This is a genomic window from Clostridium thermopalmarium DSM 5974 (assembly GCF_002995795.1).
GTDB classification, from domain to species: Bacteria; Bacillota; Clostridia; order Clostridiales; family Clostridiaceae; genus Clostridium_H; species Clostridium_H thermopalmarium.
The window spans coordinates 15,712-31,553 of sequence record NZ_PVXN01000058.1; the positions used below are offsets into that span (position 1 = coordinate 15,712).

At 30.7% G+C, this 15,842-nt stretch carries 17 protein-coding genes; 14 read left to right on the forward strand and 3 right to left on the reverse strand.

The genetic code is table 11. The features are described 5' to 3' along the window. Positions 1-2: 2 nt before the first annotated feature. From rplQ to cwlD, 8 genes are all read left to right on the forward strand, one after another. Complete coding sequence (rplQ, locus tag CPAL_RS11540) at positions 3-344, forward strand: 50S ribosomal protein L17 (RefSeq protein ID WP_061858422.1); 342 nt, start codon at positions 3-5, stop codon at positions 342-344. A 90-nt stretch (positions 345-434) separates the two neighbouring features. Further along, positions 435-1,277: an energy-coupling factor transporter ATPase gene (locus tag CPAL_RS11545; RefSeq protein ID WP_061858423.1), complete on the forward strand. Its 843-nt coding sequence runs from the start codon at positions 435-437 to the stop codon at positions 1,275-1,277. Further along, positions 1,262-2,128: an energy-coupling factor transporter ATPase gene (locus CPAL_RS11550; protein ID WP_061858424.1), complete on the forward strand. Its 867-nt coding sequence runs from the start codon at positions 1,262-1,264 to the stop codon at positions 2,126-2,128. Before CPAL_RS11545 ends, CPAL_RS11550 begins: the two co-directional genes overlap by 16 nt. Then, positions 2,121-2,933: an energy-coupling factor transporter transmembrane component T family protein gene (locus CPAL_RS11555; protein WP_061858425.1), complete on the forward strand. Its 813-nt coding sequence runs from the start codon at positions 2,121-2,123 to the stop codon at positions 2,931-2,933. Before CPAL_RS11550 ends, CPAL_RS11555 begins: the two co-directional genes overlap by 8 nt. A 30-nt stretch (positions 2,934-2,963) precedes the next feature. After that, positions 2,964-3,704, forward strand: a complete 741-nt coding sequence (gene truA, locus CPAL_RS11560) for a tRNA pseudouridine(38-40) synthase TruA (protein ID WP_061858426.1) — start codon at positions 2,964-2,966, stop codon at positions 3,702-3,704. A 184-nt stretch (positions 3,705-3,888) separates the two neighbouring features. Further along, positions 3,889-4,323 carry a 50S ribosomal protein L13 gene (gene rplM / locus CPAL_RS11565; protein WP_061858427.1) on the forward strand — a complete coding sequence of 145 codons (435 nt, stop codon included), beginning with the start codon at positions 3,889-3,891 and terminating at the stop codon, positions 4,321-4,323. Between the two features lie 27 nt (positions 4,324-4,350). After that, positions 4,351-4,743 carry a 30S ribosomal protein S9 gene (rpsI, locus tag CPAL_RS11570; protein WP_061858428.1) on the forward strand — a complete coding sequence of 131 codons (393 nt, stop codon included), beginning with the start codon at positions 4,351-4,353 and terminating at the stop codon, positions 4,741-4,743. Positions 4,744-4,927: 184 nt separating this feature from the next. Then, positions 4,928-5,668 carry an N-acetylmuramoyl-L-alanine amidase CwlD gene (gene cwlD / locus CPAL_RS11575; RefSeq protein WP_423237159.1) on the forward strand — a complete coding sequence of 247 codons (741 nt, stop codon included), beginning with the start codon at positions 4,928-4,930 and terminating at the stop codon, positions 5,666-5,668. Between the two features lie 50 nt (positions 5,669-5,718). Here the strand turns inward: cwlD and CPAL_RS11580 are convergent, their stop codons facing one another. Further along, on the reverse strand, positions 5,719-5,928 hold the full coding sequence (locus CPAL_RS11580; protein WP_061858430.1) for a hypothetical protein: 210 nt from the start codon (positions 5,926-5,928) through the stop codon (positions 5,719-5,721). A 246-nt stretch (positions 5,929-6,174) separates the two neighbouring features. On the opposite strand from CPAL_RS11580, the gene citX reads away from it, so the two are divergent. Beyond that, entirely contained in the window at positions 6,175-6,678 is a 504-nt protein-coding gene (gene citX, locus CPAL_RS11585) for a citrate lyase holo-[acyl-carrier protein] synthase (protein WP_169798687.1), read from the forward strand. A 41-nt stretch (positions 6,679-6,719) separates the two neighbouring features. On the opposite strand, the gene CPAL_RS11590 is transcribed toward citX, so the two are convergent. Together CPAL_RS11590 and CPAL_RS11595 are read right to left on the reverse strand one after the other, a co-directional pair. After that, positions 6,720-8,327: a Na/Pi cotransporter family protein gene (locus CPAL_RS11590; RefSeq protein ID WP_106024667.1), complete on the reverse strand. Its 1,608-nt coding sequence runs from the start codon at positions 8,325-8,327 to the stop codon at positions 6,720-6,722. 209 nt (positions 8,328-8,536) lie between these two features. Further along, complete coding sequence (locus CPAL_RS11595) at positions 8,537-10,543, reverse strand: sigma 54-interacting transcriptional regulator (protein WP_106024668.1); 2,007 nt, start codon at positions 10,541-10,543, stop codon at positions 8,537-8,539. A gap of 352 nt (positions 10,544-10,895) precedes the next feature. On the opposite strand from CPAL_RS11595, the gene ptsP reads away from it, so the two are divergent. The 5 genes from ptsP to trxA all read left to right on the forward strand — a co-directional run bounded on the left by ptsP (position 10,896) and on the right by trxA (position 15,781). Beyond that, entirely contained in the window at positions 10,896-12,512 is a 1,617-nt protein-coding gene (gene ptsP / locus CPAL_RS11600; RefSeq protein ID WP_106024669.1) for a phosphoenolpyruvate--protein phosphotransferase, read from the forward strand. Positions 12,513-12,626: 114 nt separating this feature from the next. Further along, positions 12,627-13,196 carry an RNA polymerase sigma factor gene (locus CPAL_RS11605; RefSeq protein ID WP_165815367.1) on the forward strand — a complete coding sequence of 190 codons (570 nt, stop codon included), beginning with the start codon at positions 12,627-12,629 and terminating at the stop codon, positions 13,194-13,196. Then, entirely contained in the window at positions 13,186-14,490 is a 1,305-nt protein-coding gene (locus CPAL_RS11610) for a DUF4652 domain-containing protein (RefSeq protein WP_061858436.1), read from the forward strand. The genes CPAL_RS11605 and CPAL_RS11610 overlap by 11 nt, the downstream gene beginning before the upstream one ends. Before the next feature lie 41 nt (positions 14,491-14,531). Further along, complete coding sequence (locus CPAL_RS11615; protein WP_061858437.1) at positions 14,532-15,269, forward strand: DUF4652 domain-containing protein; 738 nt, start codon at positions 14,532-14,534, stop codon at positions 15,267-15,269. A 194-nt stretch (positions 15,270-15,463) separates the two neighbouring features. After that, positions 15,464-15,781, forward strand: coding sequence for a thioredoxin (trxA, locus tag CPAL_RS11620; protein WP_061858438.1), 318 nt, complete (start codon positions 15,464-15,466; stop codon positions 15,779-15,781). Positions 15,782-15,842 lie beyond the last annotated feature (61 nt).

Here is a 15,842-nt window from a genome sequence, read left to right on the forward strand (position 1 = left end):
ACATGGCACAACAACGTAAGTTGGGGCTTCCAACTGATCAGAGAAGAGCTATGTTAAGAAACTTAGTTACTAGCTTTTTGAAGAATGGTAGAATAGAAACTACTGTTACAAGAGCTAAAGAAACTAAGAACATGGCTGAAAAAATGATCACTCTTGCAAAAAGAGGAGATCTTCATGCTAGAAGACAAGTATTAGCATATGTTACTGAAAAAGAAGTAGTAGATAATTTATTTACAAACATTGCTCCAAAGTATGCTGATAGAAACGGTGGATACACTAGAATATTAAAGATGGGTCCAAGAAGAGGAGACGGAGCAGAAATAGTTATACTTGAATTAGTGTAAGTGCTATATAAGGGGATTAAGTATTTCTGGCTTAGTCCCCGTTTTAATATATCCTTTAATTTTTAATTTATAAAAGGAGTATTTGTCCATATGAGTGTAAACATGATCGAATGCAAAAATGTAATATATAAATATGAAAAAAATGACAAAGAAGTTAAAGTAGCAGTGGACGGTGTTAACCTTGATATAAAAAAAGGTGAGTTTTTGGTGATACTAGGACATAATGGATCAGGCAAGTCTACTCTTTCAAAACATATGAATGCTCTTTTGATACCTACTGATGGAGTAGTAACTGTTTCAGGAATGGATACTAGAGATGAAGCAAACACATGGAAAATAAGAAATAAAGCTGGTATGGTGTTTCAAAATCCAGATAATCAACTAGTAGCGACTATTGTTGAAGAAGATGTAGCATTTGGACCAGAAAATTTAGGTATTGATCCAGAAGAAATAAGAACTAGAGTAGATGATGCTCTTAAAAAGGTCAATATGTATCATTTTAGAAAACATGCACCCCATTTATTATCAGGTGGTCAGAAACAGAGAATAGCTATAGCAGGTATTTTAGCCATGAGACCGGAATGTATAATTTTTGATGAACCAACTGCTATGTTAGACCCTTCTGGAAGAAAAGAAGTTATTAATACAATAAAGGATTTAAATTCTAATTATGGTATTACTATCGTGCTTATTACACACTATATGGAGGAAGCAGTAGAAGCTGATAGAATAGTAGTTATGGATAAGGGTAAGATTGTTATGGAAGGTTCTCCAAGAGAAATTTTTAGCAATGTACCAGTAATGAAAGAGATAGGTTTAGATGTTCCTCAGATGACAGAACTTTCGTATGAGCTAAAAAAAAGTGGGGTAAATATAACTTCAGATATATTAACTATTGATGAGATGGTGGATGCAATATGTCAATTAAAATAGAAAACTTAACTCATATATATATGCCTGGATCACCTTTTGAGAGAAAAGCCTTGGATAATGTAAACTTATCAATTGAGGATGGAGAATTTGTTGCTCTTATAGGTCATACTGGTTCAGGAAAGTCTACATTGATTCAACATATAAATGGTTTATTAAAGCCATCAAGTGGCAAAATAATCGTTGATGGTGTTGATATAACATCAAGTAATGTAAAATTAAATGAAATAAGAAAGAGAGTAGGACTTGTATTTCAATATCCTGAATACCAACTTTTTGAAGAGACCATAGAGAGAGATATTGCTTTTGGTCCTAAAAATTTAGGACTAAAAGATGAAGAGATAGCTAAAAGAGTAAAAAGAGCTATGAATATGGTAGGCTTGGATTATGAGACATATAAAGATAAGTCACCTTTTGATTTAAGCGGAGGTCAAAAAAGAAGGGTTGCAATAGCTGGAGTTGTTGCTATGGAACCTAAAGTTTTAATTTTAGACGAACCTACAGCAGGCTTAGACCCTAAAGGAAGAGATGATATATTAGAAAAGATTGTGCAGCTTAGAAAAGAATATAATATGACAATAATACTAGTGTCACATAGTATGGAGGATGTTGCAAAAGTAGCAACTAGAGTATTAGTAATGCATGAGGGAAAATGCATTTTAGATGGAACTACAAGTGAGGTATTTAAACAAGTAGATATACTAGAGGGTGTTGGACTTGCAGTGCCGCAGGTAACTTATTTGGTAAAGAGACTAAGAGAAAAAGGCTTTAGTATATCTGAAGATGTATTTACTATAAATGAAGCAAAAATAGAAATTTTAAAATTACTAAGGGGAGCTAATCAAAATGATTAAAGATATTACTATAGGGCAATACGTTCCGGGAGAATCTTTCATTCATAAATTGGACCCTAGGGTTAAAATATTATTATCCATAGTATATATAATAGATTTATTTATAATAAATAACTTTAAAGGGTATATTTTTATAATAGCATTTACGTTAGCTGCTATTCTCATTTCAAAGGTTCCTTTTAAGTATATATATAAGGGCTTAAAACCTATATTTATATTGCTGATAATTACTGCCTTATTAAATATCTTTATGACAGGAGGCAGTTCTGGTGAAGCACCATTATGGCAATGGGGATTTCTAAGAGTATATAAAGCTGGTCTAGTATTAGCTGGATTTATGATTATTAGATTGGTATTTTTAATAGTAGGAACATCCTTACTTACTTTAACGACTTCACCTATTGAACTTACAGATGGATTAGAAAAGCTTTTAAATCCATTTAGAAAAATAGGTCTTCCAGCTCATGAATTAGCTATGATGATGACTATAGCTCTCAGATTTATTCCAACCCTTATGGATGAAACGGATAAAATAATGAAAGCTCAGATGGCAAGAGGGGCTGACTTTGAATCAGGAAATATCTTCGCCAGAGCGAAAAACTTAATACCTCTCCTTGTACCTTTATTTGTTAGTTCCTTTAGACGTGCGGATGAGCTTGCTATGGCAATGGAGGCAAGATGTTATAGAGGTGGAGAAGGAAGGACCAGAATGAAGATACTTAGAATGGGAAATAGGGATTATATTGCTATTGCCATTACTGCTCTTTTAGTTATTACTTCTATTTGGAGCAGAACCTTTATATAAACAATTATATAGTAATATGGAGTGTTTATATTGAAAAGAAATATCAAGTTAATTATAGAATACGATGGAACAAATTATTCAGGCTGGCAGAAACAAAAACATTCTATTACCATACAACAAAAGATTGAAGAAGCTATTAAAAGTATTACAAAGGAAGATTGTGAAGTCATTGGATCTAGTAGGACTGATGCGGGAGTGCATGCTAGAGGATTTGTAGCAAACTTCATAACGGAAAGCAATATTCCCCCTAACAAGTTTAAGTATGCTATTAACAGCAAATTGCCTAAAGATATTGTAATAAGAAATTCCGAGGAAGTACCTTTAGAGTTTCATTCTAGATTTGATAGCAAGGGGAAAAAATATATATACACCATATTAAATAGAGAAGAGCCACCTACCATTGAAAGAAACTATGTATATCACTTTCCTAAAAAATTAGATGTAGATTTAATGCGTCAAGGTAGTAAGTTTTTCATTGGAGAGCATGAATTTGATTCTTTTTATAAAAAATCGGGAAGTACAGTAAAGTCTACCCTTAGGAATATATATTACTGTGATGTAATAAAAAGAGATAATCTTATTGAATTTATAGTAATTGGTAATGGTTTTTTATACAATATGGTCAGGATAATGGCAGGAACACTTATTGAAGTTGGAATTGGCAGAATACAGCCTAAAGATATACAAGATATACTATTAGCTAAGGATAGAGAAAAAGCAGGTAGATCTCTTCCTCCTCAAGGCTTATGTCTTTATGAGGTGCTTTACTGATAATAACAGTAATTTCATTAATAAACTTTTTTGTGTGATATGTAAATTATGTTGACACGCCAGGCTAATTGTATTATAATAAATTTTGTTGTAGAAGTGTATTTAAGACCACGGCCCCGGTCTTGATATAGAAGAATAAAAGAGCGAAGATAAGCGATAGAAAAAGTTCAAGGAGGGAAAAAAGATGAAATCATACTTAGCAAAACCAAATGAAGTTCAAAGAAAATGGTATGTTATCGACGTAGAAGGAAAGCCACTAGGAAGAGCAGCAAGCCAAGTTGCAACAATTTTAAGAGGAAAAAATAAGCCTACTTACACACCACATGTTGATACTGGAGATTATGTTATAATATTAAATGCTGATAAAGTAGTTTTAACAGGAAAGAAATTAGATCAAAAAATGTTAAGACATCACTCATCATATCCAGGTGGATTAAAAGAAGTATCTTATAGAAAAGCTTTAGAAAGCAAGCCAGAATTTGTTTTCCAAGAAGCTGTAAGAAGAATGCTTCCACAAGGACCTTTAGGAAGAAGAATGCTTAAGAAATTAAAAGTATACAGAGGTTCAGAACACAATCAACAAGCTCAAAAACCAGAAGTTTTAGAGTTAAGATACTAATTGGAGCTGAAGGGAGGATACATATAGATGGCTAAGGTTCAATATTTTGGAACAGGAAGAAGAAAAAAGTCAGTAGCTAGAGTAATACTTGTACCAGGAGACGGAAAAGTTACTATTAATAAGAGAGACATTGAAAATTATTTTGGATTAGAAACTTTAAGATATATAGTAAACCAACCACTAGTATTGACAGGAACTAAAGATAAGTTTGATGTAATTGTTAATGTTCATGGTGGTGGATTTACAGGTCAAGCAGGAGCTATAAGACATGGTATAGCTAGAGCTCTTGTAAAATCTGATGAAACATTAAAGCCAGAACTTAAAAAAGCTGGATTCTTAACAAGAGACCCAAGAATGAAGGAAAGAAAGAAATACGGTCTTAAAAAGGCAAGAAGAGCACCACAATTCTCAAAGAGATAGTTATATCAGAAAACAAGAGAGACTTATGTCTCTCTTGTTTTTTTATTTATACTTACGAAATATATTAAAAATAACAGCAAACATATTTTAAAGGATATGTTTGCTATTTTTTATATAATTATTCAAAGTAAAACATGTTAATATAGGACAAAATAAAATTATAGTGTAGTTAGGAGGGATTATTTTGATAAACAGAAGAAAGAAAAAAAATATTTTGTGCTTATTAACATGTATAACCTTAGGATTATTATTTATTAATTTAAAATATATGTCTTCAGAAGTTTATAATAGAAAGAGTAAGACTATAAGTGGTAAGAAGACTATATTAATAGATCCAGGTCATGGAGGAATAGACGGAGGAGCAGTTTCTAAAAATGGAACGGTGGAGAAAGATATTAATTTAAAGATATCATTAAAATTAAAAAATGCCTTAGAAGAAAAAGGTTTTAATGCAGTACTAACTAGAGAGGAAGATAAAGGTCTCTACTCTGATTCAGGAAGAATAAGAGATAAGAAAAATGAAGATTTAAATAATAGATGTAAGGTGAAAAATGATAGTAAGTGTGATGCTTTTATAAGCATACATTTAAATATGTTTGAGCAAAGCCAATATTACGGAGCACAAGTATGGTATTCTAAAGAAGGAGAGAGTGCACAGTTTGCTCATATAATACAGCAAAACCTTGCTAAAGATATACACAATAATAACAAACGAAGAGAAAAGTGTGCTAAGGGAGCATATAAAATATTAAGATGTCATGATGATATACCATCAGTATTAGTAGAATGTGGGTTTTTATCTAATCCTGATGAGGAAGAAAAGTTAAAAAAGGAATCTTATCAAGAGGAAATTGCAAAATCATTAGCAAAATCTATTGAAGAATTTTTCGCTATAAAGGAAGAAAGAGAGCTAAGAATCCAGTAGTAAGCAAAAACCGACATATTTCCAAGGAAATATGTCGGTGAATTTTAAAATTATTTTTTCATACAATAAGGACATTTTTTGTGGCATGGTTGATCCAGCATCAAAGATCCTTCATTCAAAGAGCTGTACATCTCTATATCTTCTTCATCAATATCATCGATTTTGCACTCAGGTTTTTCATTTTTTAAATCATGAAGCAGGTTAGTGGAAAGATCAAGCGCATATCTTTTATAAAAGAAAGGATATCCATGTCTTATCATAATATAATCACCTCAAAATTTTGTTATGTTTACGTTTACTATTATATCATATATTTATAACGATGGTATGTATTTAGAAGAAAGAAAAAGAATTTGACTTTTTTTATTACATAAGGTAGTTACTTGTTGATAATATATATAACTTGCTGTAAAGTTATATTAAGAATAAATTATGTCTAAAATAAGGAGGAAAGTAAGAGATATTGGCTTTACTGGATTCTCTAACAAGTTATGGAATATAAGTCTGTGGAATTAGATAAACATAAAAGAATAGAATTTCAATATAAATTAATAAAAAAATTTAATATGCCTTTAGTTGTAATAACAGTTAATTATCCAGGAGAAAATAGGAGCAATGATATTACAAATAGTATAATAGAAAGTATGGATGATATAATATCCGATATTTTTAGTCCGTATATCCATTTAAAATTACTAAGGATTACAGAAGAGGGGCCTAATTTAACTTTAATAATTAATAAAGATGCGTTAGAAATAAAAAAAATAACTGTTGAAATAGAAGATAAACACATTTTAGGAAAATGTGTAGACATAGATGTATATGATAATAAAGCCAAAAAAATCAGCAGAGTTGAGTTAGGTTATCTACCTCGTCAATGTTATCTATGTAAGAATACTGCTAAAAAGTGCATTAGAGAAAAAACTCACGCTCAAGATGAAGTAATACAATATATTGTAGGAAAATATAGAGAATATGTAGAAAGTTTCTATGGGAAAAAGGCTAGATAAAAATAAGCAGTAAACTTAAATTTAAGTTTACTGCTATGTTTTTACTTTATATCAAGAACCATAAGTGCTATGTTGTCTGAATGATCTCCAACTCTTTCTAAATTAGATAGTAAATCAATAAAGATTGATCCACCTTCTGGAGTACAAGTTCTATTATTAAGTCTATTGATATGTTCTCTTCTTAATTGTTCTTCTAATGCGTCTATTTTTTCTTCGATTTGAAGTACATTATTAGCTGCTTCAAAATCTAAATTTGATAAACTTAATATTGCAAGTTCAACGGATTCCTTAGCTAATGAATATAAGCTTTTTAAGCCACTAACAGCATCGCTTGAAAGACTTAAGTTGTTTTCTTTTTTGTATTGTGCAAGTTCAGCAAGGTTTGTAGCATGATCTCCTATTCTTTCAAAATCACTAACTACGTGGAATAATGATGTTATAAGTTGTGATTGCTGTTCAGATAAACTTGTATTAGATAGAGAAACCATGTAGTCTGTTATTTCTCTTTGAAGGAAGTTAACCAACTTTTCCTTCTCAAATACAGAATCTATTAGTTTTTCATCATAATTTAAAAATGCAGACATAGCATCATCTAAATTCTTTTGGGAAGTTCTAGCCAATCTTGTAATTTCCTTAACTACTTGACCACAAGCAATTGAAGGTGTTTCTAATAATCTTGCATCTAAATATTCTAATTTTAGTACATTTAAATCCTCATCTTCACCAGGAACTAGTTTGTTAACAAACTTAACTAGTAAAGGTATAAATGGTACTTGAACAACAACATTAGTTATATTAAACATTGTATGTGCATTAGCAATTTGTCTTTGTATATCTCCACCAAGCATAGGAATAACTTTCATTACTATGCCAAATGCGCACATAAATAGTAATGTACCTACACAGTTAAATATAAGGTGTATAAGTGCTGCGCGCTTTGCATTTTTATGTGTTCCAATACTTGCAAGAAGAGCAGTTACGCATGTCCCAATATTATCTCCAAAAAGTATTGGAAGAGCTGCATTAAGGCTAATTGAATTGTTAGATGCAAGTGCCATAAGTATACCTATGGTTGCACTACTGCTTTGCACTGTAGCAGTCATTGCAAGACCAACAAGTACTCCAAGTAGGGGATGCTGACCTATAGTAAGTATAAGGTTTCTAAAAGCATCGAGTTCTCCTAAAGGTTTCATAGCATTTTCCATCATAGACATGCCTACAAATAAGATACCAAAACCTAAAACTATATCTCCTAAGTCCTTTGTTCTTTTCTTCTTTGAAAACAGAACTATAACAGCTCCTATACCAAGTATAAGAGGAGCTACATCGGACAACTTAAAAGCAATCAGCTGTGCTGTCATGGTTGTTCCTATATTAGCACCCATTATTACTCCAGCAGCTTGAAATAGATTCATAAGACCTGCATTAACAAATCCAACAGTCATTACTGTGGTAGCACTACTACTTTGTATGATGGCTGTTACTCCAGCGCCAACAAGTACGGCTAGGATTCTATTGCTAGTTAAAGCTTCAAGTATCTTCTTAAGCCTATCACCAGCAGCTTTTTGAAGACCGTCCCCCATGAGCTGCATACCATAGATAAATAGTCCAAGACCACCAAATAATTTAAAAATCATTGTATAGTCCATATTCAATCTCCTATCAATTTTTTATTAAATTAATAATAAGTACCTTTAAATACATTTAGAATTTTATCATATGAATGTTAAGTTTATATTAAAATTACAAAAAAATAAAAAATATATGTTAAAAAATCGTAGAAAACATAAAAAAGAGAAGAATAATTACCAATGAATTATGGAAATTATTCTTCAAAAATTTAATGATATTAAAGTAGTTAAAACTCTATTCCGTATTTTTTGCATTTCAATGAAACTGTTCTGTGAGTCAGTCCTAAGGCCTTTCCAGCTTTATTAAAGCTCTTATACTTCTTCATGGCAAGAGATATAATTTCTTTTTCGTATTCTTCCATAGTTTTTAGCTCTCCTTCGCTTATATTTATTAATGCGTTATTTTGCTTAGTATTAGCAGGGGATTTGATATAAAATGGAAAATCTTTAAGAGTTATAAAATCACCATCACACATATTAATAGCACGCTCTACCACGTTCTCAAGCTCACGAATATTACCGGGCCAATCATAGTTCTGAAGATAAGGCATTACATCTGGAGATATTCCAGATATTTTTTTATTTAATTTATTGCTTATCTTTTCTATAAAATGCTCCAACAGTAAATTAATATCTTCTTTTCTTTCCCGAAGAGGAGGAAGATGTATGCTTATAACATTCAATCTATAATACAAGTCCTCTCTAAATTCTCCGCTTTTCATCATTTCTTCTAAATTTTTATTAGTAGCTGCAATAATTCTTACATCTACTTTTTGGGTTTTTAATCCACCTATGCTTTCAAATTCCTTTTCTTGGATAACCCGAAGAAGCTTAACCTGCATAGAAGGGGATAAGTCTCCAATTTCATCTAAAAATATACTTCCTTCATGGGCAAGAGCAAACTTTCCAGGCTTGCTCTTTGTAGCACCAGTAAAAGCTCCTTTTTCATATCCAAAAAGCTCACTTTCTAGAAGATTTTCTGGTATTGCAGCACAGTTTACTCTTATAAAAGGCTTATTTTTTCTATCACTGCTATTATGAATAGCATTTGCTATTAACTCTTTACCAGTTCCGCTTTCTCCTCTTATAAGAACAGTAGAAGAGGATTTTGAGGCTTTATCTGCTATAATAAGACATTCTCTTAAGGTTCCACTACTTCCAATTATGCTTTTAAAAGAACTGTTCAGCTTGGTATGTCTTTGCAATTCCTGTTTATAATAGTTAAGTTCTTCCTCAAAATTATCAAGCTTTTTTACTAAATCCTTTATTTCATTAGCAGGTTTGGATATAGATATAACCCCTTTAAAAGAATCCTCTATAAAAATAGGTTGTATGGTGGAGATTAGGCTTATATCTCCTTTTTGATGAACTACATTTTCAATCTTTTTTTTAGAATTAAAAGATTTCATTCTAAAACCTTTTGGAGAGACTTCTATTAAATCTTTTCCAACAATATCTTCATTATCAATATTAAAGTACTTCTCGTAAGCTGGGTTTATATAGCTTATTTTTCTATTTTCATCAACAAAGCAAATTAATTCATGAGAAGTTTCTAGTATACTTTTAAGTTTTTCATTTAATTCCTTTATGCCCACTAGTTCAGATATATCTTGAAATATTTTTACAGCGCCTATTATTTTTCCATTAGATATTATAGGAGAGGCATTTACAATGACCATATGATTATTAACGTATTTAATATCTCCATATCTAATTCTACTATTTTTTAAAATAGAAGGTAAATCAGAATTAGGTATTATGTCTGTAATATTTTTACCGATAACTTCTTTAGAGTCTTTATCAATAAGCTTAAGACCATAGCTGTTTATAGTAGTTATATTAGAATTGGCATCTATAACTATAACTCCAACAGGAAGGTTTTGTAATATTTGTTCTGTAGCTATAGTATTTTCTTCTAGTATGGCGTCAAGATTAGTCATAGAAGAGTTTTTGGTATTCAGTTTTTTTGTTATAAAGTCACATAGTTCAATAATTGCTTTTTTACCATTTAAGCTGTCATCATTGCAGAGGATTTCTACAGTTTCTCCCTTCACTATTTTAAGGGAAAGTAAGGCAAGCATACTTATAGCTAAAGGTTCAGAGTTTTCATATTTTTTTATATATAATTCTAAGTTATATTTATGCTTTATTTGAGAAGCTTTTTGGACAATCATAGCAGCTATTCTAGTGTGGACACCATCTTCTATATTTATAGTTACTTTATTTGCAAACATAAGAAATAACCCTCTTTTCGTAGATTATGAATATACTTGATAAAAAATATCAATATTATTTTATATATGATATTTTTTATCAAGTATATATTATCGCATAAAAATCTATAAGTCTACAAGTATTTTATATATACGACATACAAATACTAGATATAATGATTGAAAAACATTGATAAAAAGTATCAAATTTATGTATGTAACTCTGTATATATTATTATAGAGATTATTTACTTAGCTAATCCTGTTATATTAATAGATTTTGCTGTACATTTTGCTGTACATATAAATCTGGCATGAATTTTGCTTTGATTAATTAAAGATTAAGTTTTCAAAAATTATAGGAGGTAAGGTAATGAAAAAAGGTATAGCCGCATCAAAAGGATATGCTATAGGGCAGGCAATTATAAAGGAGAATAGAGAAGTATCAATAGTAGAAAGAAGAATAGAAAACGTACAGGCAGAGAAGGAAAGACTTGACAAGGCTATAAACAACTCAAGAAATCAATTAGTAAAAATAAAGGAAAAGGCTGAAAAAGAGCTTGGAAGTGATAAGGCGGCAGTGTTTGAGAGTCATATTATGCTTTTAGATGATCCAGAATTCACTGGAGCTGTAGCTATGAATATAGAGTCTAACAAGGTAAATGCAGAAAAGGCTTTAAGTGACGTTATAGAAATGTATATGGGTATATTTGCATCTATGGAAGACGAATACATGAGAGAAAGAGCAGCGGACGTAAAAGATGTTGGAAATAGAATATTAGCTAATTTAGCAGGAAACGGAGCTGACGATTTAGAAAATCTAAATGAAAACACAATAATTGTAGCTCATGATTTAACACCATCTGATACTGCTCAATTAGATAGAAGCAAGGTTGTAGGATTCATAACAAACATAGGTGGAAGGACATCACATAGTGCTATAATGGCAAGAACTTTAGAAATACCTGCTGTTGTAGGTTTAAAAGACATAACTGAAAATGTTAAAAATGGAGATACTGTAATTGTAGATGGAGAAGAAGGAATAGTTTTAATAAATCCAGATGAAGCTACAATAGCTAAATATAAGGAAAAGAAAGCAGCTTATGAAAAGGAAAGAGAAGAACTTAAGAAGTTAATAAATGTAAAAACAGTAACTAAGTCTGGAAAACATGTTGAAGTTGCAGGAAATATAGGTAAGCCAGAAGATATACATCAGGTATTGGAAAATGGTGGAGATGGCGTAGGACTGTTTAGAACAGAGTTCTTATACATGGATAGAGATGAAATGCCATCAGAAGAAGAACAATTTGAAGCTTATAAGTATGTTGCAGAAAAGGCAGAGGGAAGACCAATAGTTATAAGAACTTTAGATATAGGTGGAGATAAAAAACTTCCATACTTACCTTTACCAGAAGAAATGAACCCATTCCTAGGGTATAGAGCAATAAGACTTTGCTTAGATAGAAAAGAAATATTTAAGATTCAATTAAGAGCATTATTAAGAGCATCAGCTTTTGGTAACATAAAAATAATGTTCCCTATGATTTCTTCTTTAGAGGAATTTTTAGCTGCAAAAGATGTGCTTAAAGAATGCATGAATGAGTTAAGAAGTGAAGGAAAAGACTTTAATGAAAACTTAGAAGTTGGAATGATGGTTGAAATACCAGCGGCTGCTGTTTGCGCAGATGAGCTTGCAAAACATGTTGACTTTTTTAGTATAGGAACTAATGACTTAATTCAATATACTCTTGCTGCTGACAGAATGAATGAAAAAGTTTCTTACCTATATAACCCACACCATCCAGCAGTTTTAAGACTAATAAAGATGACTATAGATGCTGCTCATAAAGAAGGAAAATGGTGCGGAATGTGTGGAGAAGCAGCTGGTGATGAGAGCATGATACCAATTCTTGTTGAATATGGATTAGACGAATTTTCAATGAGCGCTACTTCAATATTAAAGGCAAAACAAATCATAATGAATAACTAATAAATATAAAAAAAGGCATATAGTGCTTAAAATTAAGGCACTATATGCCTTTTTTATAACTTTTAATGTATAATAATCGTATATAATAATAAGCAGGTGAAAGGGTGGGGCCGCTTGTTGGAAAGAGAAGACGATATAATCCTGATAGAAAACATATTAAATGGAGACGTTAGAAGTTTTGAATCTCTTGTAGAAAAGTATGAAGTGACTATATTAAAATTTATATATTCTATGATAAGAGATAAGCAAATAGCAGAAGATATAACACAAGAAGTGTTTATAACAGTATATAATAAACTAAATACTTTCGATAATAGATATAAATTTTCTAACTGGATTTTAAGAATAGCAAAAAATAGATGCATAGACTACATAAGAAAAATGAAAAAGATTAATGAATCAAATATCGAAGATTTTGTAGGATTAAAATCTAAAGAAATAACTCCAGAAGAAGCTGTTGAATTTGAGGAAACTAAACAAATTATTGCTGAATATATAAATACTTTAAGTGATATAGACAAGCAAATAATAATACTCAGATATTCTCAGAAAACAACATTTAGTGATATATCTAAGATCTTAGATATAAATGAATCATCTGTTAAGAGAAGGTATTATAAAATAAAAGAGCAGTTCAAGAGGAAAGTAGCTGTAGAAGAAAAGAGGTGCGGATATGAACTGTAGGATGTTTAGAGAAAAATTAAATAGTTTTATTTCAGGGGATGTTCCCGAGGAATTGACGAAAGAAATGCAGATTCATATGCTATCCTGTGAGCTTTGCAGAAGACTTTATGAGGAAGAGCTTTTCATAGAAAAGGCCTTTGAGGAAGCTTTGAATTTTGATGATATAGTTTTTGAAAGTCAAAAGGATAAAATTATGTCTAAAATTGATAAGAGTAAGTATGCAAGTAATGGACATAAAGATTATAGACCTTATAGAAATATGATTAAGATAGGAGCACCTATAGCAGCGGCTATAGCATTTATAGTACTTATAAACCCTATATCCAGATTTAATATAATAGAGAATAATCAAATTTCAAAAGGCACACAAGAAAATAAGCTTGGAGTCCAGGAAAACATGAAGTTAAAACAAAATGAAAAGAATATTAATGCAGATTTATCCAACAAAGTGAATGAAAAATTTTCAATAAAATCAAGCCCAGAAAATATGGGTGGAGATTCATTAAAAAAGGATTTACCAAAAAAGATTGCTAAGTCAAATTCTGTTTCAAAACAAGAAAAAGTTGTAGGAAGAGATGATAAAACAGAAGGTAGTTTAAATATAGAATTAAACGGAAATATAAATGATGAGTATAAGAGTTCATCAAACAGTACTGTCAATGGAACAGTTAAAGAAGGCGAAGCTTTAGATAAAGCAGAAGGTGCAGATGGAGGCATAAATACTTTATTACCAGAAGATAATAAAATAGCTGTAGAAGAAATTGAGGAAGATCAGAAGAAAATTAAACTTCTTTTCGCAAGAGTTGGTGTTCCTGTAAGAATACCTATAATTTTTAATAAAAAACCTGCGGATGTAAGTCTTCAATACAAGTTGCTTGACTCATGGAATGAATCTCCAGATAAGAGCTTTGGATTCTATCTTCCAAAGGAAGGAGAATATCCTGAAGAGAGGTTATATATCAGAGATGTATACAATAAAAGCAATTGGTATTTGGAACTAAACTTTGCTTACAGAAAGGCTAAACCTAAGTATATAAAGTGGGACAGTGAAAACTCCTTATTTATTGTCTTTGAAGAGAAAGAAAATGAAGTTAATTACGGAGAAGAGCTATATATGGTGAATGCAAAAACAGGAGAAGCTCTCATGATATACAAGGTTTTAAATGATAATAAAGGCATAGTAGATGTAGTAAGAGAAAGTGATGATATTAAGATAAAAATTGATACTAATAAATATGATAAAGATAATAAAATCTATGAAGAAAGTATAATATACAATGCTCCAAATTTTTAATGTAAAATAAATATATTAAAAAAACTAAAGGGGGAAAACTTATGAAAACTAGTATAAATAAATTAAAAAATAATATATGCTATATTATTTGCGTGCTTTTAGCTGCTTTAGTTATAGGATTTACAGGGTGCTCAAGTGGACAAATTCAAGAAAACAAAAATGTAACTAGTAATTCTGCTGATAAAAAGAATACTAAAGAAACAGAAGAGAATAAAGGTAAAAAAGATGAGTCTGCGGATATAGATAAAAATAAAGATGCTGAAAATAATGATGATTCGAATAAGGATTCATCTTCAGAGAATACTATAAAGTTTTCTAAGAATGATCTAGGCAAGGAAGTTAATCCTAAGTTTTCAACTGAGTGGAAGGATTCTTTGAATAAAAAATTGAGCATATGCATTGAAGGAAAAGGACCAGATGCAATAGAAGAAGGAATAGGTAAGATATATGTGAAAGATTTAGAAACTGGAGAAAAGTGGTCTTTGGATATTATTCAAAAGGAAGAACAAAATTCACCTAAATTTGTGGAATGGCTAGATGACGAAAATGTGGCTGTAATAATAGGGCATGGTTATGGAACCATAGCTGTAGGTGGAGATTTATATAAACTTAATGTTAAAACTTGTGAAGTTAAGGAAATATATAAGTCTAATACTTTAAATCAGCAGGTCACTTCTGTAAAGAAGGTCAATGATAAGTTAGAACTTCAGCTTCTTGTCTATGACGATGATGATTTCATAAAATCACATACAGAGAAAAAAATTATAGATTTAAAATAAGTTATAAAAACGGTATGCAAAGGAAGCAGAAACTTTGTATACCGTATTTTAAATATAATTTAGGGAAAAATATTTAAGAATAAAAGAATTAAAAAATGACAAACAAATTATTGACTAATATAAAAAAGAGAGTTACAATAAAAATGTAAGGTTACCCCCTTGGGGTATGTTAAAAGCTTATGGAGGGATAATACATGGTAAGAGAAATAAATAGTCGTAATTTTATTCAAGAAGTAATAAATTCTGAGCAAGCAGTTCTAGTAGACTTTTGGGCTCCTTGGTGCGGACCATGCAGAATGTTAGGACCTGTAATAGAAGAATTATCTGAAGATATGGGAGATAAAGTTAAGTTCTTTAAAATGAATGTAGATGAAAATCCAGAAATAGCATCAAAATACAGAATTTCAAGTATTCCTAATGTTATGATATTTAAAAATGGAGAAGTTGTTGAAAATATGGTTGGATTTAGGCCAAAACAAGATTTTGAAAAAGTTATTTCTAAACACCTGTAAAATACAAAACCGACAATGACCTAAAAAGGTATTGTCGGCTTTCATTATATGAAGGAGGTAA

What these genes read in the sequence shown, in the direction of transcription:
- CPAL_RS11545 (WP_061858423.1), top strand. Translation starts at nt 435, where the DNA reads ATGAGTGTAAACATGATCGAATGCAAAAATGTAATATATAAATATGAA.
- CPAL_RS11595 (WP_106024668.1), bottom strand. Translation starts at nt 10,543, where the DNA reads ATGTTTGCAAATAAAGTAACTATAAATATAGAAGATGGTGTCCACACT.
- CPAL_RS11610 (WP_061858436.1), top strand. Translation starts at nt 13,186, where the DNA reads ATGAACTGTAGGATGTTTAGAGAAAAATTAAATAGTTTTATTTCAGGG.
- CPAL_RS11615 (WP_061858437.1), top strand. Translation starts at nt 14,532, where the DNA reads ATGAAAACTAGTATAAATAAATTAAAAAATAATATATGCTATATTATT.
- ptsP (WP_106024669.1), top strand. Translation starts at nt 10,896, where the DNA reads ATGAAAAAAGGTATAGCCGCATCAAAAGGATATGCTATAGGGCAGGCA.
- rplQ (WP_061858422.1), top strand. Translation starts at nt 3, where the DNA reads ATGGCACAACAACGTAAGTTGGGGCTTCCAACTGATCAGAGAAGAGCT.
- CPAL_RS11550 (WP_061858424.1), top strand. Translation starts at nt 1,262, where the DNA reads ATGTCAATTAAAATAGAAAACTTAACTCATATATATATGCCTGGATCA.
- CPAL_RS11580 (WP_061858430.1), bottom strand. Translation starts at nt 5,928, where the DNA reads ATGATAAGACATGGATATCCTTTCTTTTATAAAAGATATGCGCTTGAT.
- CPAL_RS11590 (WP_106024667.1), bottom strand. Translation starts at nt 8,327, where the DNA reads ATGGACTATACAATGATTTTTAAATTATTTGGTGGTCTTGGACTATTT.
- rplM (WP_061858427.1), top strand. Translation starts at nt 3,889, where the DNA reads ATGAAATCATACTTAGCAAAACCAAATGAAGTTCAAAGAAAATGGTAT.
- CPAL_RS11555 (WP_061858425.1), top strand. Translation starts at nt 2,121, where the DNA reads ATGATTAAAGATATTACTATAGGGCAATACGTTCCGGGAGAATCTTTC.
- trxA (WP_061858438.1), top strand. Translation starts at nt 15,464, where the DNA reads ATGGTAAGAGAAATAAATAGTCGTAATTTTATTCAAGAAGTAATAAAT.
- rpsI (WP_061858428.1), top strand. Translation starts at nt 4,351, where the DNA reads ATGGCTAAGGTTCAATATTTTGGAACAGGAAGAAGAAAAAAGTCAGTA.